This window comes from Bacillus luti (assembly GCF_009739945.1).
Classification (GTDB): domain Bacteria; phylum Bacillota; class Bacilli; order Bacillales; family Bacillaceae_G; genus Bacillus_A; species Bacillus_A luti.
Window position 1 is genome coordinate 1324050 of sequence record NZ_CP040336.1, and the last position, 25956, is coordinate 1350005.

At 34.3% G+C, this 25956-nt stretch carries 25 protein-coding genes and 1 riboswitch; of the genes, 15 read left to right on the forward strand and 10 right to left on the reverse strand.

What is annotated here, in order from left to right; all coding sequences use genetic code 11:
• Positions 1 to 90 precede the first annotated feature (90 nt).
• Together EUC40_RS06960 and EUC40_RS06965 are read left to right on the forward strand one after the other, a co-directional pair.
• Positions 91 to 819, forward strand: coding sequence for a DUF4184 family protein (locus EUC40_RS06960; RefSeq protein ID WP_156574217.1), 729 nt, complete (start codon positions 91 to 93; stop codon positions 817 to 819).
• A gap of 36 nt (positions 820 to 855) precedes the next feature.
• Complete coding sequence (locus EUC40_RS06965; protein WP_156574219.1) at positions 856 to 1620, forward strand: hypothetical protein; 765 nt, start codon at positions 856 to 858, stop codon at positions 1618 to 1620.
• A gap of 44 nt (positions 1621 to 1664) precedes the next feature.
• On the opposite strand, the gene EUC40_RS06970 is transcribed toward EUC40_RS06965, so the two are convergent.
• Complete coding sequence (locus EUC40_RS06970; protein WP_000758767.1) at positions 1665 to 2096, reverse strand: DUF3997 domain-containing protein; 432 nt, start codon at positions 2094 to 2096, stop codon at positions 1665 to 1667.
• Positions 2097 to 2227: 131 nt separating this feature from the next.
• Between EUC40_RS06970 and EUC40_RS06975 the strand changes: the two genes are divergently transcribed.
• The 3 genes from EUC40_RS06975 to EUC40_RS06985 all read left to right on the forward strand — a co-directional run bounded on the left by EUC40_RS06975 (position 2228) and on the right by EUC40_RS06985 (position 3531).
• A complete protein-coding gene (locus tag EUC40_RS06975; RefSeq protein ID WP_071713144.1) occupies positions 2228 to 2683 on the forward strand; it encodes an RDD family protein in 456 nt (151 codons plus the stop codon).
• Positions 2684 to 2858: 175 nt separating this feature from the next.
• Entirely contained in the window at positions 2859 to 2957 is a 99-nt protein-coding gene (locus EUC40_RS06980; RefSeq protein ID WP_097904514.1) for a flagellar motor protein, read from the forward strand.
• A gap of 64 nt (positions 2958 to 3021) precedes the next feature.
• Positions 3022 to 3531, forward strand: a complete 510-nt coding sequence (locus EUC40_RS06985) for an SDR family NAD(P)-dependent oxidoreductase (protein WP_071713145.1) — start codon at positions 3022 to 3024, stop codon at positions 3529 to 3531.
• Positions 3532 to 3597: 66 nt separating this feature from the next.
• Here the strand turns inward: EUC40_RS06985 and EUC40_RS06990 are convergent, their stop codons facing one another.
• A complete protein-coding gene (locus EUC40_RS06990; RefSeq protein WP_156574221.1) occupies positions 3598 to 4698 on the reverse strand; it encodes an ABC transporter ATP-binding protein in 1101 nt (366 codons plus the stop codon).
• A 263-nt stretch (positions 4699 to 4961) separates the two neighbouring features.
• Here EUC40_RS06990 and malL point away from each other — a divergent pair, with 263 nt between their 5' ends.
• Positions 4962 to 6638: an oligo-1,6-glucosidase gene (gene malL / locus EUC40_RS06995; protein ID WP_156574223.1), complete on the forward strand. Its 1677-nt coding sequence runs from the start codon at positions 4962 to 4964 to the stop codon at positions 6636 to 6638.
• 40 nt (positions 6639 to 6678) lie between these two features.
• Here the strand turns inward: malL and EUC40_RS07000 are convergent, their stop codons facing one another.
• Positions 6679 to 8439, reverse strand: a complete 1761-nt coding sequence (locus EUC40_RS07000; protein WP_156574225.1) for an alpha-glycosidase — start codon at positions 8437 to 8439, stop codon at positions 6679 to 6681.
• A 323-nt stretch (positions 8440 to 8762) separates the two neighbouring features.
• On the opposite strand from EUC40_RS07000, the gene EUC40_RS07005 reads away from it, so the two are divergent.
• From EUC40_RS07005 to malR, 4 genes are all read left to right on the forward strand, one after another.
• Positions 8763 to 10022, forward strand: a complete 1260-nt coding sequence (locus EUC40_RS07005; protein ID WP_071713148.1) for an extracellular solute-binding protein — start codon at positions 8763 to 8765, stop codon at positions 10020 to 10022.
• Between the two features lie 64 nt (positions 10023 to 10086).
• On the forward strand, positions 10087 to 11388 hold the full coding sequence (malC, locus tag EUC40_RS07010) for a maltosaccharide ABC transporter permease MalC (protein ID WP_071713149.1): 1302 nt from the start codon (positions 10087 to 10089) through the stop codon (positions 11386 to 11388).
• Entirely contained in the window at positions 11389 to 12231 is an 843-nt protein-coding gene (malD, locus tag EUC40_RS07015; protein WP_001022602.1) for a maltosaccharide ABC transporter permease MalD, read from the forward strand.
• Between the two features lie 280 nt (positions 12232 to 12511).
• Positions 12512 to 13543: a maltose operon transcriptional repressor MalR gene (gene malR / locus EUC40_RS07020; RefSeq protein WP_156574227.1), complete on the forward strand. Its 1032-nt coding sequence runs from the start codon at positions 12512 to 12514 to the stop codon at positions 13541 to 13543.
• A 4-nt stretch (positions 13544 to 13547) separates the two neighbouring features.
• Here the strand turns inward: malR and EUC40_RS07025 are convergent, their stop codons facing one another.
• Positions 13548 to 14711, reverse strand: a complete 1164-nt coding sequence (locus tag EUC40_RS07025; RefSeq protein ID WP_000434551.1) for an aminotransferase A — start codon at positions 14709 to 14711, stop codon at positions 13548 to 13550.
• A 121-nt stretch (positions 14712 to 14832) separates the two neighbouring features.
• A complete protein-coding gene (locus tag EUC40_RS07030; protein ID WP_000929277.1) occupies positions 14833 to 15033 on the reverse strand; it encodes a hypothetical protein in 201 nt (66 codons plus the stop codon).
• A gap of 310 nt (positions 15034 to 15343) precedes the next feature.
• Here EUC40_RS07030 and kinB point away from each other — a divergent pair, with 310 nt between their 5' ends.
• Entirely contained in the window at positions 15344 to 16618 is a 1275-nt protein-coding gene (kinB, locus tag EUC40_RS07035) for a sporulation sensor histidine kinase KinB (protein ID WP_071713151.1), read from the forward strand.
• Between the two features lie 43 nt (positions 16619 to 16661).
• Here the strand turns inward: kinB and EUC40_RS07040 are convergent, their stop codons facing one another.
• On the reverse strand, positions 16662 to 17411 hold the full coding sequence (locus tag EUC40_RS07040) for a DUF3967 domain-containing protein (RefSeq protein WP_156574229.1): 750 nt from the start codon (positions 17409 to 17411) through the stop codon (positions 16662 to 16664).
• Between the two features lie 236 nt (positions 17412 to 17647).
• On the opposite strand from EUC40_RS07040, the gene nucA reads away from it, so the two are divergent.
• Positions 17648 to 18082 carry a DNA-entry nuclease gene (gene nucA, locus EUC40_RS07045; RefSeq protein ID WP_071713153.1) on the forward strand — a complete coding sequence of 145 codons (435 nt, stop codon included), beginning with the start codon at positions 17648 to 17650 and terminating at the stop codon, positions 18080 to 18082.
• A gap of 35 nt (positions 18083 to 18117) precedes the next feature.
• Complete coding sequence (gene comJ / locus EUC40_RS07050; protein ID WP_000424011.1) at positions 18118 to 18507, forward strand: competence protein ComJ; 390 nt, start codon at positions 18118 to 18120, stop codon at positions 18505 to 18507.
• A gap of 38 nt (positions 18508 to 18545) precedes the next feature.
• Here the strand turns inward: comJ and metE are convergent, their stop codons facing one another.
• From metE to EUC40_RS07065, 3 genes are all read right to left on the reverse strand, one after another.
• A complete protein-coding gene (gene metE / locus EUC40_RS07055) occupies positions 18546 to 20834 on the reverse strand; it encodes a 5-methyltetrahydropteroyltriglutamate--homocysteine S-methyltransferase (protein WP_071713155.1) in 2289 nt (762 codons plus the stop codon).
• A 131-nt stretch (positions 20835 to 20965) separates the two neighbouring features.
• Positions 20966 to 21153: riboswitch (cobalamin riboswitch) on the reverse strand.
• Positions 21154 to 21356: 203 nt separating this feature from the next.
• A complete protein-coding gene (locus EUC40_RS07060) occupies positions 21357 to 21914 on the reverse strand; it encodes a PadR family transcriptional regulator (protein ID WP_000062056.1) in 558 nt (185 codons plus the stop codon).
• A 154-nt stretch (positions 21915 to 22068) separates the two neighbouring features.
• Positions 22069 to 23610, reverse strand: coding sequence for an MDR family MFS transporter (locus tag EUC40_RS07065; protein WP_156574231.1), 1542 nt, complete (start codon positions 23608 to 23610; stop codon positions 22069 to 22071).
• A gap of 431 nt (positions 23611 to 24041) precedes the next feature.
• Here EUC40_RS07065 and EUC40_RS07070 point away from each other — a divergent pair, with 431 nt between their 5' ends.
• Positions 24042 to 24542, forward strand: a complete 501-nt coding sequence (locus EUC40_RS07070; RefSeq protein WP_000707102.1) for a hypothetical protein — start codon at positions 24042 to 24044, stop codon at positions 24540 to 24542.
• A 31-nt stretch (positions 24543 to 24573) separates the two neighbouring features.
• Here EUC40_RS07070 and EUC40_RS07075 read toward each other — a convergent pair whose 3' ends face one another.
• The gene (locus EUC40_RS07075) at positions 24574 to 24807 is read right to left on the reverse strand and encodes an SPP1 phage holin family protein (RefSeq protein WP_071713158.1); all 234 of its coding nucleotides are present in this window, start codon (positions 24805 to 24807) and stop codon (positions 24574 to 24576) included.
• Between the two features lie 164 nt (positions 24808 to 24971).
• Here EUC40_RS07075 and EUC40_RS07080 point away from each other — a divergent pair, with 164 nt between their 5' ends.
• Positions 24972 to 25625, forward strand: a complete 654-nt coding sequence (locus tag EUC40_RS07080) for a diguanylate cyclase domain-containing protein (protein ID WP_156574233.1) — start codon at positions 24972 to 24974, stop codon at positions 25623 to 25625.
• Positions 25626 to 25956: the final 331 nt, after the last annotated feature.

Consider the following 25956-nt stretch of genomic DNA (forward strand, 5'->3'; position numbering starts at 1 on the left):
ATTCCAATGTGAAAATAAATATTGCATGAAGAGCAATTCTCTCGTTATGATAGATGGTATTCTATTGAAAATATGAAAAGGAGTAAGCATATGCCGTTTACATTCGCACATCCAGCAGCGGTGCTTCCTTTTGCGAAAAAGCATTCTACATATATTTCAGTAACTGCTCTTATATTAGGTAGTATGGCGCCTGATTTTGAATATTTTTTACATTTTAGACCGTATGGTGTTCTTGGGCATACATGGCTTGGTTTTTTATATTTAAATATGCCGCTTGTCTTTTTGTTTGCATACATATATCATCACATTTTAAAAAAGCCTTTTATAACACATTTACCTAAGCCATTTGCTGGTTACTATATATATGCAGTTGATGATAGATGGGTACTTCATACGTGGAAAGGTTTTTTTGTATTTTGCTATTCCGCATTATTTGGTATGCTCACACATGTAGTTTGGGATGCGTTTACTCATAAGACAGGCTATTTTGTTATGAAAATACCATTGTTGCAACGAGAATTGCATAGTATCCCAGTTTATAAATATATGCAGCATGGGAGTACATGTATTGGTTTTCTATTACTAGTATGCGTATTTGGGAAGTATAAAAATGAAATGGGGAAAGATCTTATTGTAGCTTCGGAAAAAAGAAAGTATTGGATTTCAGTAATTGTTGTGGCAGCTATTATATTTATTGTGCACGCGTTAGTAGATCCCTATTTTCATATTTTCCAAATTGGAGGTATAATAGTATCTGGACTGACAAGTTCATTTTGTGGACTTCTCATTGTTTCTATAGTTTACAAAGCAAGGGACTAATTTATATTCATGAATGATAGCGTTAGGAGAAATTAAATGATGAAAGCATGGAAAAGTATTTTTGTTTTATGTAGTTTTCTTCTTATGTTAAGTGGTTGCTTCCATCAAGAAGAAAAGAAAGCTGAACCCAAGAAGAAAGAAGCTATTCCTGAAACGAAAGAATATGGTGGACGTGAGCTAAACAAAGTAGGACAAAAAGTGAAAGAAACAGGATGGGGTACTTTCAAGTTAGAACAGATGCATTCTGTTAATCAAACATTTGAAGTAGCGCCCATGAAAATTCACGTGCAAGATGTGAAAGTAATCTCTTTATCACAGATGAGTGACGATGCAAAAAATACGTTGAAAGCATATACGGCATTAACTCCTGAAGAAGTAAAGCGTAGATTAGGCGATAAAGTAAGTCAAGATGATGCAGAATTATATGCATCGCTAAGTGGAACAGAGATTAGTGATACGATTCGTTACGTTGAGATTACATATAAAGTGGAAAATAGCGGGAATAAAAATATGCAATTTTTCTCTATGAATGATGTTACGATTAATGATAAACAACATTTTAAAGTAGCGACGCAAAACTTTTTATATGATGAAGATACGCTCGTTGGTACAAAAAATGTATCTAGAGAAGACTATAAGCCTGGTGAAACAAGAGATGGAATTATCGGTTTAATACTTGATGATGGAAAAGAAAAGGTGAAGGATGTTAAGTTTACAACGGATGATTTAATTGCAGGAGATACAGAGACACAGGATGTTGTTAAAGAATCACAAACTTTTACTATCTCACTTTCTGAGTAAGTTTTTTTTCAAAATGTAAGTAAAAACAGTCAGCATTCAAAACATTATGCTGACTGTTTTTTTATTTCTTTTATGTATGAATCTACATTTTGAAAAGGTACCTTAATTTTAAACGCATCTTTTTGTTCGTTAAATTGTTTTTCATTATAGGGACCAAAACGCTTATTGTGTTTTACGTCAATAATCCAATAATGTTCACTTTTTTTATTTGCAATCGCCCCATCAGGATTATTTGGATCGGACTTTTCCTCAGTTTGTTTTGCAATAATGTATTTATCATCCCAACCAATGTCTGTAATTTTTGCAGGGATGTATTGTGTGGCATATACAGCATCTTGCGTCGGGAAAAGCTCAAAGGCATTTGCAGAAGTACGTATGAGTTCGTATTCATCGTTAATCGTATAAGTTAAGTGGCTTGTATTCCCTGCACAACCAGCTAATAGGAAGGCGAAGAATAGGATTATCCATTTTTTCAATATGGGAACCTCCTTTACAATGCTGTTGTAACACATTGTACAAGAAAAGTAAGAGAAACGCTAGTTTACAATGTTTTTTAGAAGTGGTACGATGAAACGGGTAAAAAAGGATATGAAGGAGTCGACATAAAATGAAGTTAAAGATGCATCGTCCAGCGCTTGTAATGAATCGCATAGGTGCTTCCCTAATTGACATGTTTTTAATCTCGGTTATGTATGGTGCAGTAGTAGCTGTTATGACCGGAAACTATAGTGCTATTTTTAATCGTTTTAATATAAGTTTTGGTGACTACAAATATGATCTTACAGTAGTTTTCATATTGATGGCCCTATATTTTATTTTGTTACCTTTTATTTGGAATGGTACTACACTTGGTAAAAAAATAACGAGAACAAAATTAATTTCATTGACGAGTGAAAAGTTAACGCTACAAACATTAATTATACGATTTTTTGTATTGTTATTACCAAACATATTGCTACTTGGAATTCCGATATTATGTAACGTATATATGATGTTATTCCGTAAAGATAATTGTGGTTTTCAGGATTTAATTACAAAAACGAAAGTGATAAGTCTTGTATAGTAAAAAGAGACCTTTTATGTATAAAAAGGTCTCTTTTTACTATACAAATATATTTTAAAGGATATATTTGTAAGGAAAAGTTAATCCATATCATTTTTGATTTTAATAGATTGAAAATTAAGAAAATGTTATAATGATTAAAATAATATCTTTATATAATAAGGGGGAAATTGAAATGACTGGAGGTAGCATAATCTTTTGGGGGATTTTAATTTTCATCGGTTTAGTTTTCGATCAGCGTAATAGTAAGAAAAAAGAAGGAGTAAAAAAGTAATCGCTTACAAATGAATAAGCAACTTTTCTTGCTTGCAGACTAATCTCATAAAGCAGTATACTGAATGACGGTAAGACTTAAAGAAGGGGTAATGAAAATGAAGCTTGCAGGAAAAGTTGCCATCGTAACTGGCGGTGGCATCGGTATTGGACGTAATACAGCTCTTTTGTTGGCTAAACAAGGCGCAAAGGTAATTGTGACGGACATTGATCAAGAAAGTGGACAAGCAACAGTGGAGGAAATTACGAATCTAGGCGGAGAAGCACTTTTTGTATCCTATGATATGGAAAAGCAAGGAGATTGGCAACGTGTAATCAGCATTACTTTGAATGCATTCAGTCGCATTGATATGCTTTTTCAAAATGCTGGTTTATATAAAATAGATTCTATATTTTCACGCCAACAAGAGAACGATTCCAATGTACTTTGTATTAATGACGTATGGATAGAGATAAAACAATTAACGTCATCTTTTATGAAACAGCAAGAAGAAGTGGTGCTGAGTGACTTACCGATTTTCGGTATTATTGGCACGAAAGGACAATCATTTCATACAGTAGAAGCCCTCGTATAATAATGAAAACCGCCCTCAATATATGTGGACGGTTTTTTTGTATGTTATATTGTAGAAAATTATTTTTTAACGAATACGTTGTTCGGTTTGGCTATCAAAGAAATGCGCTTTATTCATATCAAATGCTAGTTTAATTTGGTCACCAGGTGAGAATGTATGTCTTGCATCAACACGTGCTGCAAAATCTTGATTTCCAAGTTTCATATATAAAATAGATTCAGCACCTAACAATTCAGCAACTTCGATTTTTGTTGTAAAGGCAGTAGATTGTGAAGCTTCTAAAAACAATAGTTCATCATGAATATCTTCAGGACGAATACCTAAAACAATGTCTTTATTTATATAGCCTTGTTCACGTAACATCTTCATTTTTCCTTCAGTTACTTTGACCTTTATTGCATTGTCTATAACGAAATCGGTTTCAGTTAATTTACCACGGAAGAAATTCATCGCTGGAGAGCCGATAAATCCGCCAACAAAAATGTTTTCAGGTGTTTCATATACTTCTTTTGGAGTACCGATTTGTTGAATCTTTCCGTCTTTCATAACCACAAGACGAGAAGCCATTGTCATTGCTTCAGTTTGATCATGCGTTACATAAATTGTTGTCGTTCCAAGGCGGTGGTGTAACTTAGAAATTTCTGAGCGCATTGCAACACGGAGTTTTGCATCTAAGTTAGATAAAGGCTCATCCATTAAGAAAACTTTCGCATCTCGAACAATCGCTCTACCTAATGCAACACGTTGACGTTGGCCACCTGATAATGCTTTCGGTTTTCTATCTAAATATTGTTCAAGCCCTAAAATTCGTGCTGCATCTTTCACACGACGATCGATTTCATCTTTTGGTATTTTTCGAAGTTTTAATCCAAATGCCATATTATCATATACACTCATATGTGGATAAAGGGCATAGTTTTGGAAGACCATTGCGATATCACGATCTTTTGGAGGAACATCATTCATTAGCTTACCATCAATTGAAAATTCTCCTTTTGAAATATCTTCAAGTCCAGCTACCATTCGTAAAGTAGTAGATTTTCCGCATCCAGAAGGACCAACAAATACGATAAACTCTTTATCTTGAATGTGTAAATTAAAATCTGTTACAGCTGTTACGTTATTATCATATATTTTATAAATGTTTTCTAATTTCAGTTCTGCCATGGTATTTCCCCCTAGAAATAATTATGCAAACGTTTTCTTTGAATTCATTATAAACTAATAGATTCAAAAAATAAATAAAAAAATAAAACGTTTTCATTTATTCGAGTAATATTAGTAGTTTTCTCATTATTTCTTAGGAAAAGAAGAATAAAAATTGTAAGCGCTATTTTAAATTAGGATAGAATCTGTTATCATTCATTAATGAAAACGTTTGCGCCTTGAGAAGAATAAAGATTATAATATAGATGAAATGGGGTAGCGTAATGGAAAAACAATGGTGGAAAGAAAGTGTAGTATATCAAATTTATCCTCGCAGCTTTATGGATAGTAACGGTGATGGTATAGGTGATCTTCGTGGTATTATTTCAAAGCTAGATTATTTAAAAGAATTAGGAATTAATGTAATTTGGTTGTCGCCGGTTTATGAATCTCCAAATGATGATAATGGTTATGATATAAGTGATTACTGTAAAATAATGAATGAGTTCGGAACAATGGAAGATTGGGATGAGCTATTACATGAAATGCATGAACGTAATATGAAACTTATGATGGACTTAGTTGTTAATCATACTTCTGATGAACATAATTGGTTTATTGAATCACGTAAATCAAAAGATAATAAATATAGAGATTACTATATGTGGCGTCCTGGAAAAGATGGGAAAGAGCCGAATAACTGGGGAGCAGCTTTTAGTGGATCTGCATGGCAATATGATGAAATAACAGATGAATATTATTTACATCTGTTTTCTAAAAAACAACCAGATTTAAATTGGGATAATGAAGAAGTAAGACAAGATGTTTATGAAATGATGAAGTTTTGGTTAGAAAAAGGAATTGATGGATTCCGTATGGATGTTATTAATTTCATTTCTAAAGAAGAAGGTTTACCAACTGTTGAAACGGATGAAGAAGGGTATGTTTCAGGACATAAGCATTTTATGAACGGCCCAAATATTCATAAATATTTGCATGAAATGAATGAAGAAGTATTGTCTCATTATGATATTATGACAGTTGGTGAGATGCCAGGTGTAACAACGGAAGAAGCCAAATTGTATACAGGGGAAGACCGTAAAGAATTACAAATGGTATTCCAATTTGAACATATGGATTTAGATTCAGGAGAAGGCGGGAAATGGGATGTAAAACCATGTTCACTTCTTACTTTAAAAGAGAATCTAACAAAGTGGCAAAAAGCATTAGAGCATACAGGATGGAATAGCCTTTATTGGAATAACCATGATCAGCCTCGTGTTGTATCCCGTTTTGGTAATGATGGAATGTACCGCATTGAATCAGCAAAAATGTTAGCGACGGTGCTTCATATGATGAAGGGAACACCATATATTTATCAAGGAGAAGAAATCGGAATGACGAACGTTCGATTTGAATCAATTGATGAATATCGAGATATTGAAACGTTAAATATGTACAATGAAAAAGTGGTCGACCGTGGTGAAGATAAAGAAAAAGTAATGGAATCTATTTATATAAAAGGCCGAGATAACGCTAGAACTCCAATGCAGTGGGATGGTAAGAAACATGCTGGATTTACAACAGGTGAACCATGGCTTGCGGTAAACCCTAATTACAAAGAGATTAATGTGGAGCATGCAATACAAGATGAAAACTCAATTTTTTATTACTATAAAAAATTAATTGAGCTACGTAAAAATAATGAGATTATTGTGTATGGATCATATGATTTAATATTAGAAAATAATCCATCTATTTTTGCGTATGTAAGAACATATGGAGCCGAAAAACTTCTTGTTATTGCAAACTTTACTGCGGATGAAAGTGTATTTAAATTGCCTGAGGATATTAGTTATAGTGAAGTAGAGTTATTAATACACAATTACGACGCGGAAAGCGAATCGATAGATAATATTACATTACGCCCATATGAAGCGATGGTATTTAAATTAAAATAAGAAAAATCCTTATGCCACATCTTGGCATAAGGATTTTTTATTACCATTTTAAGATTGAGAATCCATATGGGGGAAGTGTAACTTGTAATACACTTGCTTCCGCTGAAAATTCTTCTTTTGTATATATATTGACTATTTTCTTCCCTGTAATATGAATAGGGAGTGAAGTTGTAACTTCATCATTAGTAGGATTTAAAACGAAGAAGATAGTTTCATCTTCATATGTTTTCGTATAGGAAATATAATTATGTTCATCATTTGCTTCGATGAATTGGAAAGTACCATGTCCACCAAATGCTTTATATTGCTTTCGTAATGAAATTAATGTTTGTATATGTGTAAATAATAGATGATCTTGTTCTTTCGTATCCCAAATCATACATTTGCGGCAATCTGGGTCCATACCGCCATCCATACCAATTTCGTCTCCATAATAAATACAAGGAGAGCCGATGAAAGAAAGATGGAATACATAAAGTAACTTTAACTTATTTTTATCTCCGTTACACGTTGTCAATATTCTTGGTGTATCATGACTGTCTAATAAATGAAACGCTGCTTCATTTACATTCATAGAGTAGGAATGTAGAGATTCTGTAATTTGTTTCATAAATTCATTTGCCTTAATCGAATCGTTAGCAAAGTAAGACAGTAGAGCGTTTGTAACAGGGTAGCTCATTACAGCGTCAAATTGATCTCCTTGGAGCCATGGAAGTGCATCGTGCCAAATTTCTCCTAAAATATATACGTCAGGGTTTAATGCTTTTATCTCACTTCGAAATTCTCTCCAAAAGCTGTGGTCGACTTCATTTGCTACATCAAGGCGCCAACCGTCTATATTAAATTCTCTTACCCAATAACGCCCTACTTCAAGTAAGTATTCTTTTACATCAGGGTGTGCTGTGTTTAATTTCGGCATATACGGTGTAAACGCGAAAGTATCATAATTAGGAAGTGGTTCGGTAATAATCGGGAATTCATGAATGTGGAACCACTCTTTATAAGCAGAATTATCTCCGTTTTCGAGTACGTCTTGGAATTTATCGAAAAAGTATCCGCTATGATTAAATACAGCATCAAGCATTACTTTTATACCGTGTGTATGACATGCCTGAACGAGTTCTTTGAATGTTTCTTTTGTGCCAAATTGCGGATCGATTTCCATGTAGTCAATTGTGTCATATTTATGGTTTGAATGTGCTTTGAAAATAGGTGTGAAATATATTCCTGAAATGCCAAGCTTAACAAGGTAATCAAGGTTTTGAATAATACCAGCAAAATCTCCACCGAAAAAATTAGTTGGAGTCGGTTCAGCGTTGCCCCAAGGAAGGGTATTTTCTGGATTTAGTGTACGATCGCCATTCGCGAACCGTTCTGGGAAGATTTGATACCAAACAGTATCTTTAATCCAGGAAGGTGCTTGAAATACATCATTTGCATGAATGAATGGAAAACAGAAAAAGTTACCAACGTCATCATTTGGAATACTGGAAAAAAATCCTCGCTCTGCATAAATAAGCGTTTCTGTCTCCATTTTTAATTCAAATCCATAACGTAAGCGCTTAAATTTCGGCTCGATGGAAATGGACCAATAATCAAACAATGCAGTAGAACCAGTTTTTTTCATCGGTGTACTGGATGTAATCCACTTCCCGTCTTTCCATTCATAAGGATCACCGTAAATAAGAGTGGAGCTTTGAAGATCGTCTTTTTTAGTACGTATTCGGATGTGAATCGTTTTTTCATCGTAAGCGTATGCATAATTATCTTTTGGCCTATGATAAACGGCTTCTTTAAGCATATAGAAAATCCCCCTTTAATATCTCCATGCATATTGTTCCCTTAAGTATAATAATAAAGTCTATGTTGCAAACGATTGCTTTTTGCATAGCTTTAATATTGCTTATAAGAGTAGTATTCATTTTATATAAAGTCAATGTATAAAGCGTATAGTAATAATATTTTTAAATTAATATTTGCAAAATGAATAAAAGAATGTATAATGATAGACAAATAGCGCAAACGTTTTCATAGATTGATATATCGTTTGCGCTTCTATTAAACTATTCAATGCAAACGTTTTCAATTATTAAGGTACATATACAACTTAGGGAGGTTTTTGGGATGAAGAAAGCATTATCATTATTAACAGTTTCAGCATTATCAATTGGTATGTTATCTGCATGTGGACCGAAAGATTCAGGGAAAAAAGAAGAAAGTAAAGCAAAGAAAGATTACGATCTTCTCGTTTGGGAAGATGATAAAAAAGGTGTTGGTTTAGAACCAGCAGTGAAAAGCTTTGAGGAAAAATATAAAGTAAAAGTAAAAGTTGTTGAAATGCAAATGACAGATCAAGTGAAGAAGTTACGCCTTGATGGACCAGCGGGGACTGGACCAGATGTTGTAACATTGCCACATGATCAAATCGGAAACGCAGTAACAGAAGGTTTACTTTCTGAAGTGAAAGCTGATGATGCTGTAAAGAGTAAATTTACTGACTCATCAATAGCAGCACAGACATATAACGGAAAATTATATGGTTTACCAAAAGCAATTGAGACACCAATCTTTATTTACAATAAAAAATTAATGCCAAAAGCACCAGAAACGATGGACGAGCTGTTTAACTTCTCAAAAGAATTTACGAAGGATGGCAAGTACGGATTTTTAACACTAGGAGATAACTTCTACTTTGCGAATGCATTTATGGCAGGTATGGGTGGTTATGTGTTTGGTGAAAAAGATGGAAAGCCAAATGCAAGTGATGTTGGATTAAATAATAGCGGAGCAGTACAAGGGGCGGAATACCTTCAAAAATGGTACAAAGAAAAGTTATTCCCGAAAGGTATTATTGGTGAATCTGGTGGACCTGCTGCTGATGGACTATTTAACGAAGGAAAAGCAGCATCTATCATGAACGGTCCGTGGGCGTTCCAAGCAATGGAAAAGAACGGAATTGATTATGGTGTTGCTCCAATGCCGAAATTACCAAATGGTCAACCAATGAAAACGTTTGTTGGGGTTAAAGGATGGCATGTAACAAGTTTCTCTAAACAAAATGATTTAGCTACAAAGTTCACTGAATGGGTAACGAATGAAGAAAACGCAAAAATTCGATTTGAGAAAACAAAAGAAATTCCTCCAGTAAAATCAGTAATGGAAGATCCAATTATTAAAGATAATGAAGCTGCAAAAGCAGTTGCAACGCAATCTGAAAATGGAATTCCAATGCCAAACATTCCAGAAATGCAAGAAGTATGGAAACCAGCTGGAGATGCGCTTCAATTAGTTGTTACGGAGAAAGAGGCACCAAAAGCAGCACTTGATAATGCAGTGAAGCAAATTAAAGGTAATATTGAGGCAAATCATAGTAAGCAAAAATAAGGTGAAATTCGTGCCTCTAACATGAGAGGCACGAATTCTCTCCCAGAAAAAAGGGGGAAGGAACATGCAAACATCTATGGAACCAGCAAACGGCTTAAATGGTTCAAAGCATAGGAAAATGGCAACCATGTTATCAATCATTCCAGGCATGGGCCAAATGTATAATAAACAATTTGTAAAAGGTCTTATTTTTCTAGTATTAACAGGTTCATTTATTGTAGCCTTTGCTGATTTATTAAATATGGGATTATGGGGAATTGTAACGCTTGGTACAGAAGTTCCACGTGACCATTCTGTCTTTCTATTAGTAGAAGGAATCTTGGCACTCATCGTCATCGTGTTTGGACTTGGAATATATGCATTTAATTTATATGATGCATACCAAAACGGAAAGAAACGTGATATAGGAACACCGTTAAACTCTGTAAAAGAGCAATACCGTAATTTACTAGATCAAGGTTTTCCATATTTAATGGTTTCACCAGGTTTTCTATTACTTATCTTTGTAGTTGTATTTCCAATCATCTTCGTAATTTTAATTGGATTTACGAACTATGATTTATATCATTCTCCTCCAGCTAAATTAGTAGATTGGGTAGGGTTTAAAAACTTTATTGATATCTTTACATTACCGATGTGGAGAGAGACGTTTTTAAGTGTATTTTCTTGGACTGTCATTTGGACATTCGTTGCAACGACATTACAAGTTGCGCTTGGTATTTTCTTAGCGATTATCGTAAACCAGCCTGGTATTAAAGGAAAGGCGATCATTCGAACGATTTTCATTTTACCGTGGGCGGTTCCGGCATTCGTATCTATTCTTGTTTTCTCTGGTATGTTTAATGAAACATTTGGAGCAATTAACAATCAAGTATTAGCTTTATTTGGAATTGAAAAGATCGCTTGGATGACAGATCCATTTTGGGCGAAGATTGCTTTAATTATGATTCAAACATGGCTTGGATTCCCATTCGTCTTTGCAATGACGACAGGTATACTGCAATCGATTCCAGGAGAATTATATGAAGCAGCTACAGTAGATGGAGCTACAGCTTGGCAACAATTCCGTAAAATTACATTGCCACTTGTTTTATATGCAACAGCACCAATATTAATTACGCAATATACGTTTAACTTTAATAACTTTAGTATCATCTATCTATTTAACGGCGGAGGTCCTGCTGTAGCTGGACAAGACGCAGGTGGAACAGATATTTTAATTTCATGGATTTATAAGTTAACGATGACTTCGGCGCAGTACGGTAAAGCAGCAGCTCTTACAATGATATTATCGTTAATCGTTATTACAGTTGCGTTATGGCAATTTAAGAGAACAAAATCATTCCAAGAAGAGGATATGATGTAAATGAATATTAAAAGACAAAAGATGTTACGTCTCTCATTAAGTTATCTCGTTATTTTCATAATGTGTGCCATCATTTTCTATCCATTATTATGGATTATTGGCTCATCGTTTAATCCGGGTGATAGTTTATCAGGATCAAGTATTATTCCGCAAAATGCAACGTTAGATCATTATCGTAAGTTGTTAGATTTAGAGAATAGTAATTATTTACTATGGTATAAAAACACATTAAAAGTAAGTGTTTTAACGATGATTTTCTCAGTGTTAGCAATTAGTTTTACTGCTTATGCATTTTCGAGATACCGTTTTGTTGGAAGAAAAAATGGTTTATTAACATTTTTAATTCTGCAAATGATTCCAAACTTTGCAGCGTTAATCGCTTTATACGTATTAGCACAGTTAACAGGATTAATTGATACGCACCTTGCATTAATTTTAATTTATGTGGGCGGGGCAATCCCGATGAATACATGGCTTATGAAAGGATATTTTGATACGATTCCGAAAGAATTGGATGAATCAGCTCGTATGGATGGGGCAGGACATTTCCGTATTTTTTGGCAAATCATTATGCCACTTGCAAAGCCAATCGTAGCAGTTGTAGCGTTATTCACTTTTATCGGTCCATTTACAGATTTCATTTTAGCGAGTATTATTTTGCGCACACCAGAAAATTATACTTTAGCAGTTGGTCTATATGAAATGGTAGCGAAGAAATTTGGTAATGAATTTACAACGTTCGCAGCGGGTTCAGTATTAATTGCAATCCCAATTTCAATTTTATTCCTATCACTACAAAAATACTTTATCTCTGGTTTAACTGCTGGGGGTACGAAAGGATGAAAAATGGGACATTACGTCCCATTTTTCTTTTCATCTCCCTATAAAAAGTTTTATAGGGAGATGAAAAGAGATTTGACATCACATGTGAAAAGAAGTGAAATAAATAGTATATTATAGTATAGGAAAAAAGAGCTATATCCCTTACAATACATGGAGAGGGAGAATATGATAGGTTTTGCAAGATAGAATCAATGAAAGTTTATGACTTCTCCTATTACTTGCAACGGGTGCAAGATGAAAATATATATAATGGCAGAGAAGTGAAAGGAGGGGGATTTTTATGACAGTTACAATTAAAGATGTGGCGAAGAAGGCGAATGTAGCACCATCTACCGTTTCTCGTGTAATTGCTGATAATCCAAGTATAAGTGAAAAAACAAAGCGTCGTGTTCGGAAAGTAATGAGTGAACTAGGGTATCATCCAAATTTAAACGCAAGAAACCTAGCTAACCAAACAACGAAAACACTTGGGCTTGTTATGCCAAGTTCTGCAAGTAAAGCTTTTCAAAATCCGTTTTTCCCAGAAGTTATAAGAGGAATTAGTTCATTTGCACATGTAGAAGGGTATGCGCTTTATATGTCGACAGGTGAAACGGAAGATGAAATTTTTAATGGTGTTGTAAAGATGGTACAGGGACGCCAAATTGGTGGCATTATTCTTTTATATTCAAGAGAGAATGATCGGATCATTCAATATTTGCATAAACAAAATTTCCCGTTCGTATTAATTGGGAAACCATATGATCGTAAAGAAGAAATTACATATGTAGATAATGATAATTATACTGCTGCCAGAGAAGTGGCAGAATATTTAATTTCATTAGGGCATAAGCAAATTGCGTTCATTGGTGGGGGATCAGATTTACTTGTAACGAGAGATCGTTTGGCTGGTATGAGTGATGCTTTAAAACTAGCAGACATTGTATTACCGAAAGAATATATTTTACATTTTGATTTCTCAAGGGAAAGTGGTCAACAAGCGGTCGAGGAATTAATGGGACTGAAGCAACCGCCGACGGCGATTATGGCGACGGACGATTTAATTGGATTAGGTGTGTTAAGTGCTCTTTCTAAAAAAGGATTCGTTGTACCGAAGGATGTTTCTATTGTAAGCTTTAATAATGCTTTATTATCAGAAATTGCGAGCCCTCCACTTTCGACAGTTGATGTGAATATATATCAGCTAGGATATGAAGCAGCAAAAGCTTTAGTTGATAAAGTAGAGAATGCTGAATCAACTGCAAAATGTATCATTATTCCGCATAAATTACTGAAGCGTCAAACTTGTGATCAGTATGCAACAAAAAGCTAAGAGTTTAACTCTTAGCTTTTTGTTGTAGAAAGGCCTCTAATCGATCGCAGCCTTCTTTTAAAGTTTCGATACTATATGCATAGGACAAGCGAATGTAGCCTTCACCATATTCAGAAAATGCTGTTCCAGGAACGACGGCTAGCCCAGCTTCTTTTACAAGGTCAAGCGCAAAATCGAATGATGAAGTTGTTAGATGGCCAACATAGGGGAATAAGTAAAATGCACCTGTTGGCTTTTCAACCTTTAATCCCATTTGAATGAGTCTGTTATATACGTAATCACGGCGTTTTTTGTACTGATGGCGCATCATTTTTGGTGCATCTTTAGCAGCTGTTAATGCTTCGATTGCAGCATATTGAGCGATTGAAGTCGCGCACGTTACATTGTATTGATGAACTTTTAAAATGTGCCCAGCTAAATAGTTTGGCGCGAATAGAAGGCCGATGCGCCAGCCGGTCATAGAATGGGATTTTGATAAACCGTTAATAACAATGGTTTTCTCGCGCATTTCTGGGAAATGAGCAATAGATGTATGCTTTTGTCCATATACAAGTTCGCTATAAATTTCATCAGAAAGGACGAAAATATTTTTATCTTTTAAAACATCTACAATATCTTTTAGTTCTTCTTTTGATAATGTTACACCAGTTGGGTTAGAAGGATACGGCAAAACAACACATCTTGTTTTGTCTGTAATAGCATTTTCTAGTGCTTCGGCAGTTAAACGGAAGCCGGTTTCACGAACATCTATAAAAATAGGCGTTGCACCACATAATCGAATAATGGGCTCGTATCCTGGATAAATAGGGGCAGGTAAAATTACTTCCGTCCCTGGTTCTAAAATTGTTCGGAACGCAACATCAATTGCTTCACTAGCACCGATTGTAACGATGGTTTCGTTTTCAGGTGAATAATGTAAATCGTAGTTATCTTGTAAGAAGCTACAAGCTGCCTTGCGTAATTCTAGTAACCCAGCGTTATGTGTATAGCTTGTATAATTTTCTGTAATGGCCCGTTTTGCCGCTTCTTTTACGAGAGAAGGTGTAGGAAAATCAGGTTGCCCAATTGTTAAAGAGATAAGATTATCATAGTTTTGAATCAGATTAGAGAATTGACGGATTCCAGAAATTTGGATATCCTTCACTCTAGGATTAATGAATTGTTCCATTGTATCTCCCTTTCTTCCGTTTGAAAATTAAGTTCATTTTATCATATTTTTTATGATTACGCTTTGTATATGTTATGTAGAAAGGGAGAGAAAAGAGAAAAAAGCCGCTGTAAGCGACTTTTTAATATCCGTATTCCCAATCTATTTCATCTTCATTCCAAAGCACAGAGGATACTTTGCCAAGGTGAACAACTGATTCGTTCACAGCACATGTGCAATTTTCATCTCCTGCTTTATGCTGTAACTCTTCATATACTGATTTTTCAACATTTTCTAGAACAACCAAATTTTCTTCTTTTAAAACAAGCGTAGTACCCGCCATATTTATCTTCCTCCTACTAAAGTAATGATCACTTATTTGTAAACATAGATAGTATGGATTATATGCTGTATTTTGCTATAGTTGTCCGTATCATGAAGTATTTTTATATTTTCTTTGTAATCCGTATTCATTGTATACTGCCCGAAGGAAATTTGGTACAGGGTTTACAATCATTTCGAAAATCTGTAACAATTATTATGTGCTGTTAACAAAGAATTAACAAATATGTTAAGAAAAATCAAAATTTTAAAACAAATCAACTTATAAAATGATATAATCATATCAAAATACATATAGGGGATGAGAGGCTATGGAGCTTATCCGTGATTTAATGATTCAAATTGCCATCATTATATTACCGTTATTTTTATATGAAGCTATTCGTTTAAATCGTTATCAAGAAATGCCTCCGAAGCCGAACCGCTACTTTATTATGTTTTTATCTAGCGTGACACTTGTTCTTTCCATGACATACTCTATTTGTTTTGGCAACGTTTGCGGGTATAACTTTCATCCAATCCCAATTGTTAGTGGTTTTTTATATGGTGGGATTGTTGGTTTAATTCCAGCCATTATTTTTGTTGCATATGAATGGGTACTAAAGGGAATGAATATTCTCCCGGTCGTAGAAGTTATGTTTCTATCGATAGTGCCATTATTCTTATCCAAGAAGTGGTCTCTTTTTTCAAGAGACAAGAAGCTAATTTTAGCATTTATGATTTCATCATTTTACGTACTTGTATCTTTATTATTTGGTATGGTGAATGTACTGTTAGAGACAGGTTTTACACCATATGTTTCTCAACTATATAACGGATTTATATTTGCTTCGCTTATTATGGTTATGACTATGGTATTTCAAGTGTACTTAACGGAATATTTAAATGAAAACGCATTATTACGTACAGAGATGCAAAAATCGGAAAAGCTTAATATTGTTAGTGAGTTAGCAGCAAGTGTTGCACATGAAGTTCGAAATCCGCTCACTGTTGTCCGTGGATTTATCCAATTGTTAGAAAGCACAGAAGATGTGAAGAATAAGGATTATATGCGTCTCGTGTTAGCTGAATTGGATCGGGCGGAGCAAATTATTTCAGATTATTTGAATTTAGCAAGGCCGCAAATTGAGAAAAAAGAACATATTTGTTTATCCGCGCAATTAATAGAAATGACCACCCTTATGTCATCATTTGCAGCGATGCAAGGTGTATATTTACAAGTTGAGATTTCTGAGAGCCTTTATACGATCGGTGATAAGACAAAATTGAAACAAGCTATTATGAATGTTGTTAAAAATGGTATTGAAGCAATTCAAGGAAATAAAGGATATTTAAAGGTAACGGCTATTCAAAAAGATGAAACAATTGTAATAAGAGTTAAAGATAGTGGTGTTGGAATGACAAAAGAACAGTTAGCAAGACTTGGACAACCATATTATTCTTTAAAAGAAAAAGGGACAGGATTAGGACTTATGGTAACATTTAGTATTTTACAAGCGCATAATGGTACACTGGAATATAAAAGCGAAAGTGGAAAGGGAACTGAAGCGATTATTATATTGCCAGCTGTAAGAAATAAGGAATAAAAGTTACCGATGGAAGGTAACTTTTTATTTTATATAGGAAATTTTATTCATTTGTTTTTTCTTGTTTTGTTCGGCTAAATAAACTTTTAAATGATTGAAAGAAACTTTGTTCTTTTGATGCGGCGACTAATCTTTTTGTCTCTTGAATTTCACGGATAACTTGCATAAGTTGTGCATCGCGGTTGCTGTCTTTATTATAAATTTGATTTACTAGTTTGTTCATTTTTTCTTCTTGTTTGGATTCACGTTTATACATATGATTCATTAATAAGTCCATCTTTTCTTTTTGAAGTTCATCTGTTTGAGCGGCATGATCAACTAATTCTTGTAACATTTTTTCTTGAGAACCTTCTTTTACATAAACTTGTTGCATCAATTCATCTAACTTTTCATCTTTCAAACGATTTTGTGTAATAAGGGTAGAATTTTGATGAATAATTGCTTCATTTAATTGAGCGAGCATTTCTAGTTTTAACATGAATTCTTCAAAGTTACGCCCATCTTCTTTTTCTGTTGATTGTACTTCTTGTTTCTCTTGAATAATAGGTACCGGTGGAGCTTCTTTCTCTTTTAAAATAATAGGTATTGTTTCTGAAATATCTTCTTGTAATGTAGCGGCTCTTTCATGTATAGATTTTAATAGTTTTAAATCAGCCAATTTATAAATACGAGCATCAGCTGTTTTGGAAATCATATAACCATGTTCCTCTAACAGTTGACTATATTTGCGGACTATATGTTTTGGGATGCCTGTTTTATTCGTGACATCTTTCGTTTTATAGGTAGCTTCCATGATATTTCCTCCCCAAAAAGTATCGTATATATCATTTCAATCTTTTATGATGACTTCCTTTGAAAAAGAATGTCGGAAGGTTATTAGTTTTCTACAGCATTAGTGAAAAGATGAAGAAAAATGAGAGTTTTTGGCGGAATAGCGAAGAAGAGCTAAGATAATGTCTGAAAACATATACAGGAGAAGTTTGTTATAATAACTGAGGAAAAGAAACTGGTAGAATCACGGAGGTATACATGAAGCAATTAAAAGGTATTATCATTTCAATTATTGCAATTCTTTCTATTGTAGTAGCGGTTTATGAAGTACTTGTTCCAGAGGAAACAAGTATCAAAAAAACAAATGCGTATGATCAAGTTCTAGAATTTCCGAAAGAGCGATATCCAGAGACAGGGAAACATATTACGAATGCTATAAAAGAAGGACATTCAGAAGTTTGTACAATTGACCGCGGTGGTGCTGCAGATAGAAGAAAATTATCGTTAGCACCATATCCATCAAAAAAAGGGTATGACCGCGATGAATGGCCAATGGCAATGTGTAAAGAGGGCGGCAAAGGAGCCCATATTGAATATATAAGTCCAGCAGATAACCGTGGAGCAGGTTCTTGGGTAGGAAATAAGTTAGATAAATACCCAGATGGTACGCGTGTGAAATTTGACGTGAAGTAGCAGTTGCATATTTCATAATGAAGGAGAAGGGAACTATGGAGTTAACAATTTCTTATTCGCAATTAATGTTGATGAACTATGACGGTGATCAGCCTTACGTTGACTGGACGGATGCTGATTTTGAAAGAGGTTATGCGAAGGCGGATGGAGCTGTTATTTTTGAGGCACTCTCTGATTATACTTGTGAAGTAAAAGTGACCCCAGGGAAACATATTGAGAAAGAAGAAGTGATTAGAACGGTTACAGTTCCTTTTTCAGTTGAAAATGAATGTATCGTTGTAACAAGTATTCTTTCAAATAAATTTCAAATCCCTATTCCAAATGGTGAGTATACAGTTGTATTACAGGCAACGCCTCTTGAAGAACCAACGGATGATGAATTATATAAAATACAATACGAATTCTTTTTTGAAAGTAAAGAATAAAAAATGGGTTATCCTGAGAAAAGGATAACCCATTTTTGTTATGCGTTTGTTTTTAACAAGGAACGAGCATCTTTTGCTGCTTGCACCATGTGCTCTAAAGCCGGAATAACTTCTTCTGTTCTTCTCGTTTTTAAACCGCAGTCAGGATTAATCCAGAAATATTTAGGATCGCATACTTCTAAAGATTGTTCTACGATTTTATACATTTCATCTTTACTCGGTACACGTGGGCTATGAATATCATATACACCTAGACCGATGCCTTTTTCATATGTTGTATGTTTTAATGTATCAATAAATTCACCGTGACTTCTTGATGTTTCGATAGAAATCACATCTGCATCTAATGCGCGAATCGCATCAACAATATCTTCAAAGTTACTGTAACACATATGCGTATGAATTTGTGTTTCATTTGCTACAGAAGAAGTTGCTAAAAGGAAGGATTGTACTGCCCATGTAATATAAGCGTCCCAATCTTTTTCTTTTAGTGGCATTCCTTCACGAAGTGCTGGCTCATCGACTTGAATTACTCGAATTCCGGAAGATTCAAGTAGTTCAATTTCATGACGAAGAGCTAATGCAATTTGATACGAAACTTCTTTTCTTGGAATGTCATTTCGAACGAAGGACCAATTTAAAATCGTAACAGGTCCAGTTAACATTCCTTTTACAACTTTCTCTGTTAAGCTTTGTGCATAAACAGTTTCCTTAATAGTCATTCCATTAATAAAGGCTACATCACCATAAATAACAGGTGGTTTTACGCAGCGGGAACCATATGATTGTACCCAACCGTTTTTAGTGAATGAGAAACCAGCAAGGCGCTCACCAAAATATTCGACCATGTCAGTTCTTTCAAATTCACCATGTACAAGGACATCAAGACCAATTTCTTCTTGGTAACGAATCCATTTTTCTGTCTCTTTTTCAATAAATTGTTCATATTGTTCATTTGAAATAATACCGTTACGCCATTCTTTTCGCGTTTGACGAACTTCAGTTGTTTGCGGGAAGCTACCGATAGTCGTTGTTGGTAACAATGGTAACTTCAGGGCAACTTGTTGTAATTCGTATCGTTTTTCAAATGGAAGAGGACGTGAAAAATCTTCTTCTTTTAGTGCTGTTCTTGCTGCTTTGACATCTTCTCGGTTACGTGCAGCAGATGAACGAATTGTATGATGTACGTTTCGATATGTTTCCAACTCATTACTAATGCTTTCTGTACCTTGAGTCAGAGCGGAATGGATAAGAACTAACTCTTCTAATTTTTGATTTGCAAATGCCAACGCATCAAATAGCTCAGTCGATAAGTGAGTTTCTTCTGTTTTATCGATTGGTGTATGCAATAAGCTACAAGAAGGCTGAACGATGAAATCTTTCGTTAGGACTTGTTTTTGTAACGTTGTAAATAACGTAAGAACTTCATCAAGATCAGCTCTCCAAATGTTACGGCCATCTATACAACCAACAGCTAAAGTTTTATCAGCTGGGAATCCATATTTTGAAATAGCATTTAGATTACCTTCTTTACCATGAACGAAATCTAATCCAATACCTGATACTGGGAATGTAATAATTTCTTCATAGTTTTCTTCTACACTATCAAAATATGTTTGTAAAAGAAGAGTCGCATTTGGAACTTCTTTACGAATAGCTTCATAAATTTCTTTTGCTTGTTGAACTTCTTCTTTCGTTAAAGAAGCGAAAATCGGTTCATCAACTTGAATGATTTGTGCACCTGCTGCATGTAGTTCTGAAAGAAGTTGTACGTACGGTGCAACTAATTGTTTTAAAATAGTAGCAAATTGATCTTGTTTATAACCTTTTGCTAATTTTAAGAAAGTATATGGACCTAAAATAACAGGCTTTCCATCTACACCTAATTCTTGTTTTGCCTCTTCGTATAAGCGAAGTGGACGATTGTCTTTTAATGAGATTTTTAATCCCTCTTCATATTCTGGAACTATATAATGATAGTTTGTGTTAAACCATTTTGTCATTTCAGAAGCGACATGATCTTTAGACCCACGTGCCATTGCAAAATATACATCAAGATAAGATGTAAACTCAGAAAAACGTGATGGGATAAATCCTAACATATAAGCAGTATCCAGAACGTGATCATAATATGTAAAATCGCCGATTGGAATTAGTTCAATTCCTTTTTCTTGCTGTACTTTTACGTGCTGAAGGCGAATTTCTTTCATTGTTGTTAAAAATTGTTCTTCATTGATTTTATTGGACCAAAAAGCTTCTAGTGTTTTTTTCCACTCACGCTGTAGTCCAATACGTGGATAACCTAAGTTACTTGTTTGAATAGCCATTTTATTAAATTCCTCCCTAATTGAAAGTAAGCATTTCCGTTTACTAGGAAATACTTATAACAAAAAGCATAAAGGCATAGAAAAATAAGCCTTCCTTTTTGTTTAACACCTCATCATCATCCGTGAATCTATCAGTGTTGTTAAAATAGGCAGGTCTCCTGACTTATGCTTCCTATAATTTCTTTCACCTTCCCGTTTTCACAGTGGCAACAAAAAGAAATCTCGGCATTTACAGTGGCGGGACCGTGTTGGAGTTTCACCAATCTTCCCTTTTAAACACGAAACGAAATGTTCGTGTACCTATTTTCCTTTTGAAAGGAATTTAACAAGCGATATGATATTGAAACAAATTCTAACACAATTTTTGGAATTTTGTCTACTGTTTTAAAATAAGAAAATTTCAAAGTTTTTATTTCTTATTATTTTAAATATTCTAAAATTAAACGAGGTAAATGGAGGTATAAAAATTGAAATGAAATTTGGATTAAGCCTATAAAGAAGAAGCAAATCTTCTTTATAGGCTTAACTTCTATCTATATCAATTTCTGAAAGGCGTCCTGCAATCGCATCTGTAAGGAGGGTGTTTAACCATTGCAATTCAACTGTAATATGTTCAATAACGCTTTGCAAAATATAGCGCTGTGCACGTGGGATGTGTCCTTTGCTACTATCATATATAGTTTGCATGTTATGTAAATATTGAATGGTATCATTTTTCTTTTTTTCTAAGATAGGAACTAACTCTTGGTCATCACCAAATTGAGCGAAAGAGAGTGCTGAATAAATCGGTTTATATATTTGGTTTTTGGCTTCGAATTGTTTTAATAGTAACGTATGAAATAACTGTTTACCCGTTTCTGTTATATGAAAGATTGTTTTATCTGGTCTATTCGTATCTCGAACAATAGTTGTAATACGAATTGCATCTTGTTTTTCTAATTGCTCGAAGGCGTAGTAGAGTGAACCTTTTGCATATTTAATATAACAATCCATTTGTCTTTCTTTCATTATATGCTGCACTTCATATGGATGTTTATCCCCCTCGAGCAGCAAGCCGAGAATGACTAATTTCATACTCATGCTGTCTCAACTCCTATATAGAAACTTTATTACTTTTTGTAAAGGCTACTAACCAGTGGGTGTGAAAAAAACGGCTGATTAAAGTTTTATTTGTATACATATTATAAACGGCATATCCTTTTACATAAAGGATATGCCGTTACTTTTTTCTAGACTAACTTACTTGTTTTTGTTTTTGTTTCGTTTTTGGTCCTGTAAAGAGGCGTTCATTTCCCATTAGTAAAATACAAATAATACTTAGTACAGCTGGGATAAGCGCCCAGAAGAATGTACTTGCAATGGATGTAGCGAGCGCTTCTTTAATGCCAGTTAATATTTCAGCTGGTATTTTATCGGTAGCACCTGGCGATAATAAGAAGCTTGTGTCGCCACCCTTTGGGGCTAATTTTGCTAGTTCAGCAGGGAACACAGTGTTTAGTTTATCTGTAAAAATATGATTTTGAATTGTGCCGAAAATCGTTACACCAAGAGTCATGCCGAGTGAACGGAAGAATGAATTTGTTGATGTAGCAGAACCACGGTCTCTCATTTCTAATTTGTGGATAGAAGACATACTTAAAACTGAAAACGAGAAACCAACACCAATTCCAGCGAGAACCATAAATAGCGTTACGAGTACACGTGGTGTGTCCATTGTTAAAGTACTTAGTAAATAAATACCAAGAACGAAGAAAACTCCAGATGCCATCATAATGTTACGATAACTTGTTCGAGAAGCTAACTGTCCGCCAGTTTGACTTCCAATTACAGAGCCAACCATCATAGGTGTTAAAATTAATCCAGCATTTGAGGCTGAACCACCGAGAACACCTTGAACGAAGATAGGAATATACACGGTACAGATGATAAAAGCGGCACCGTAGAAAAAGGCAACGCCTTGGCTAGCTGCGAATAAAGGTTTTTTAAATAAATGGAAAGAAATGATAGGCTCAGTCGCTTTTCGTTCTACGAAGAAGAAAATAATAAGCATAACAACAACAGTAGTAAATAAACCGATAATTACAGTGGAATCCCATGCATATTCTTTACCACCAAGTTCTAATGCAAACATTAAGCAAACGATACTAACGACAAGTGTAATAGCACCAGCCCAGTCAATTTTTTGTTTTCTAAATTCTAGAGATTCGCTGTAGTATTTAGTAATGAAGAAGAAGGAGATAAGCCCTAATGGAATATTAATATAGAAGACCCAATGCCAACTTATATAGTCTGTAATATAAGCACCTAATAAAGGTCCAAATACACTAGATGTTCCAAAAACGGCACCGAATAATCCTGTCATTTTCCCGCGTTTTTCAGGTGGGAATATGTCGTACATAATTGTAAAAGCGATAGGCATAAGAGCACCACCACCAATACCTTGAATAGCTCTATAAATACTTAGTTGCTCAATACTTGAAGCTGTCCCGCAAAGTGCAGAGCCGAATAAGAATAGAATAAGTCCACCAATATAAAAGCGTTTCCGTCCGTACATGTCAGAAAGTTTTCCGAAAATCGGCATCCCTGCCATTGTTGCCACCATGTATGCCGATGTAACCCAAACGAACTTATCAAATCCACCTAGGTCCCCGACAATCGTTGCCATTGCTGTCGCAACGATTGTATTATCCATTGCTGCCATTAAAATACCAAGTAGTAAACCAGCAACAACAAATTTTGTATGGTTGGATTCTTTTTTTGATAGTTGTGTTTCCAAATATAACCCTCCTTTAATAATAAGTAAACTACATTAAGTTTTGAATGTAGCACATAAAAATCTAAAGTATAGTCTCTCCTGAATCCTCTTACATAAGTACATTGCCATGCATAAAGAATATTATAGTCAAATTTGACTAAAAGGCAAACTTTTTCTTCCGTCAAAATATTTTTTGTATGGGCAGAAAAAGAGAGGCAATACTTAATATTGTTGTAAAGTCAATGAAGGAAATTGTAAAAAAATATTTTAGTAAGAAGACCCTCTGTTAACAGAGGAAAAATGGTTTTTTCTTTATATTGTCGAATAGGATAAAAGGAAGAGAAATATTAAATATCCTTTGTAACAAATTTTGATAATTTTGGTAGTTTATTGTGTAGGAGGCGGAATAAGGTTGTATGGATGATACATCTGAAATGAGGTGAATATATATTATGAAAATATGGGAACGAATTTCGGATCAAAGAAGATGTTCGATACCGCTACAACCAGTATTGTGGATTGATGGTTCAAAGAAGGAAAACGAATTTCCTAATGTAGCAGTAACATTACAAATTCGTAGTATGTATAAAGAAAAATTTTCATATGAACTGACCTATGATGTAAATGACATACTTATTATTCAAATTGTAGTTGAAAATAAAGGACTTGAAATGATTTCGCGAGTTGTTGTAAGTCATATGATTCGAGATTATTTTGTATATATTCCAAATTCCTTAAAGGTTGATAAGGGGATGAGTGAGTTTTTATTCCAGCTCGTAAGGTGGCGAATCGATAATTTATTACCGAATGAGAAGGTGGAATTAATTTGTAAAATAAAAGCAAACAAAGCTACAGCTCTCAAAAATGCATTCTTTCAGGCTACATACACATTTCAATATGAAGGAGTATCGTATGGCCCACTGCAAACGAATGAAGTTGTTGTGCGCCAATGACGAAAAGGAACCTATGTGAAAGGTTCCTTTTTTAGTGAAGGTTGTGTTTTTTGAGTATTTTCTTTTGTTCCATACCTTTTTTTCCTACATAGTTATTTTTATAGCAAAAGTATAGAATAAATAAAAATGAAACAACATTGACAATAGCGTCGATTTGATCGTTGGTAATAAAGTTGAATCCGAAAGAGGTAAATAGTAATTTTAATGATAACAGAAACCCTGCTAGTAAACGCATAGCATCTAATAGATTGTCCTTTTGTAGCATATAGGCCACTCCTTTCTAATAACGATATATAGTATATATATGAAATAGAATAGGGAAGGTATACAAGATTAAGTGGAAATGTACACCTAATATGTACATTTTTTATTTTGTAGAAAAACATTATTGTTATAGAAACATATATTGGTATAGAAGGGAGGAAAAGTATGAAACATAAAGGGAAAATTAGTGGATTATTACTTGGGAATACAGTGGCAGTTACAGAATGGATTGCACTTCAGGATGTAATTACAAAACTGGATTCGCGATCATTTTATACCGTCTTTATTATTTATATATTGCAAATGATACTAAGTTGTTATTTTGGATATTGGTACGATAAAAGAGCGAGTGGGCGTCTGAATACGGAAGTAGGAGGCATGGCAAGCAACGATTTTGTTGTTGATTTTTTTGGGAAAGTAGCTGCTTTATCTGAACGGGATTCTCGAAATATTACAGTGTATATTCTTTCTATCAAAGGATGGGATGAATTAAAAGACACTGTACAAGAAAAAAAATTGGAAGCATTGGTACAAAAATTGGAGTGTACCATTGTAAAGACGATTCGGAAAGGTGATGTTGTTACGAAGTGGGATGAAAATAAGTATGTGATTGTAGCGATTGATAATGGTCACGAAAAATCAACAATAACAAATCGATTGATGGAAAATATTGAAAGCGAAATTGAAAATGACTTACTCAGTGTGACGCTATTATTTGGAGCTGCTAGCTATCCAGTAGAAGGGAAAACTTTTGAAGAATTGTTAAGAAAGGCGCAAAATCAATTGTATCATTATAGAAATTTACAAGGAAATGAGTGAAACTTTGATTTAAAGAAGTATGATATAAAGAAGTTTTGATTGTAACATTTTTTTGACTTTTATTACAAAAAGAACTTTTCTTGTAATAAAAGTCTTTAAAAATATATGAAATAAGCATATAATTATAATGGATGTGTCAATGCATTTTGCACAATGTGTTTCATTTTAAAAGTGTAGAGGAAAGCATGCTCTACACTTTTCCTTTTTAGGAAATAAAAAGAATATTTGTAAGTTGTTGCGATGTAGCATTTGTACTGTGTAAAATGAACAGAAGGATTATTTGATAGAAAACGGGAAAGGGAATGATAGAATGATAGACGTGAGAGACCAA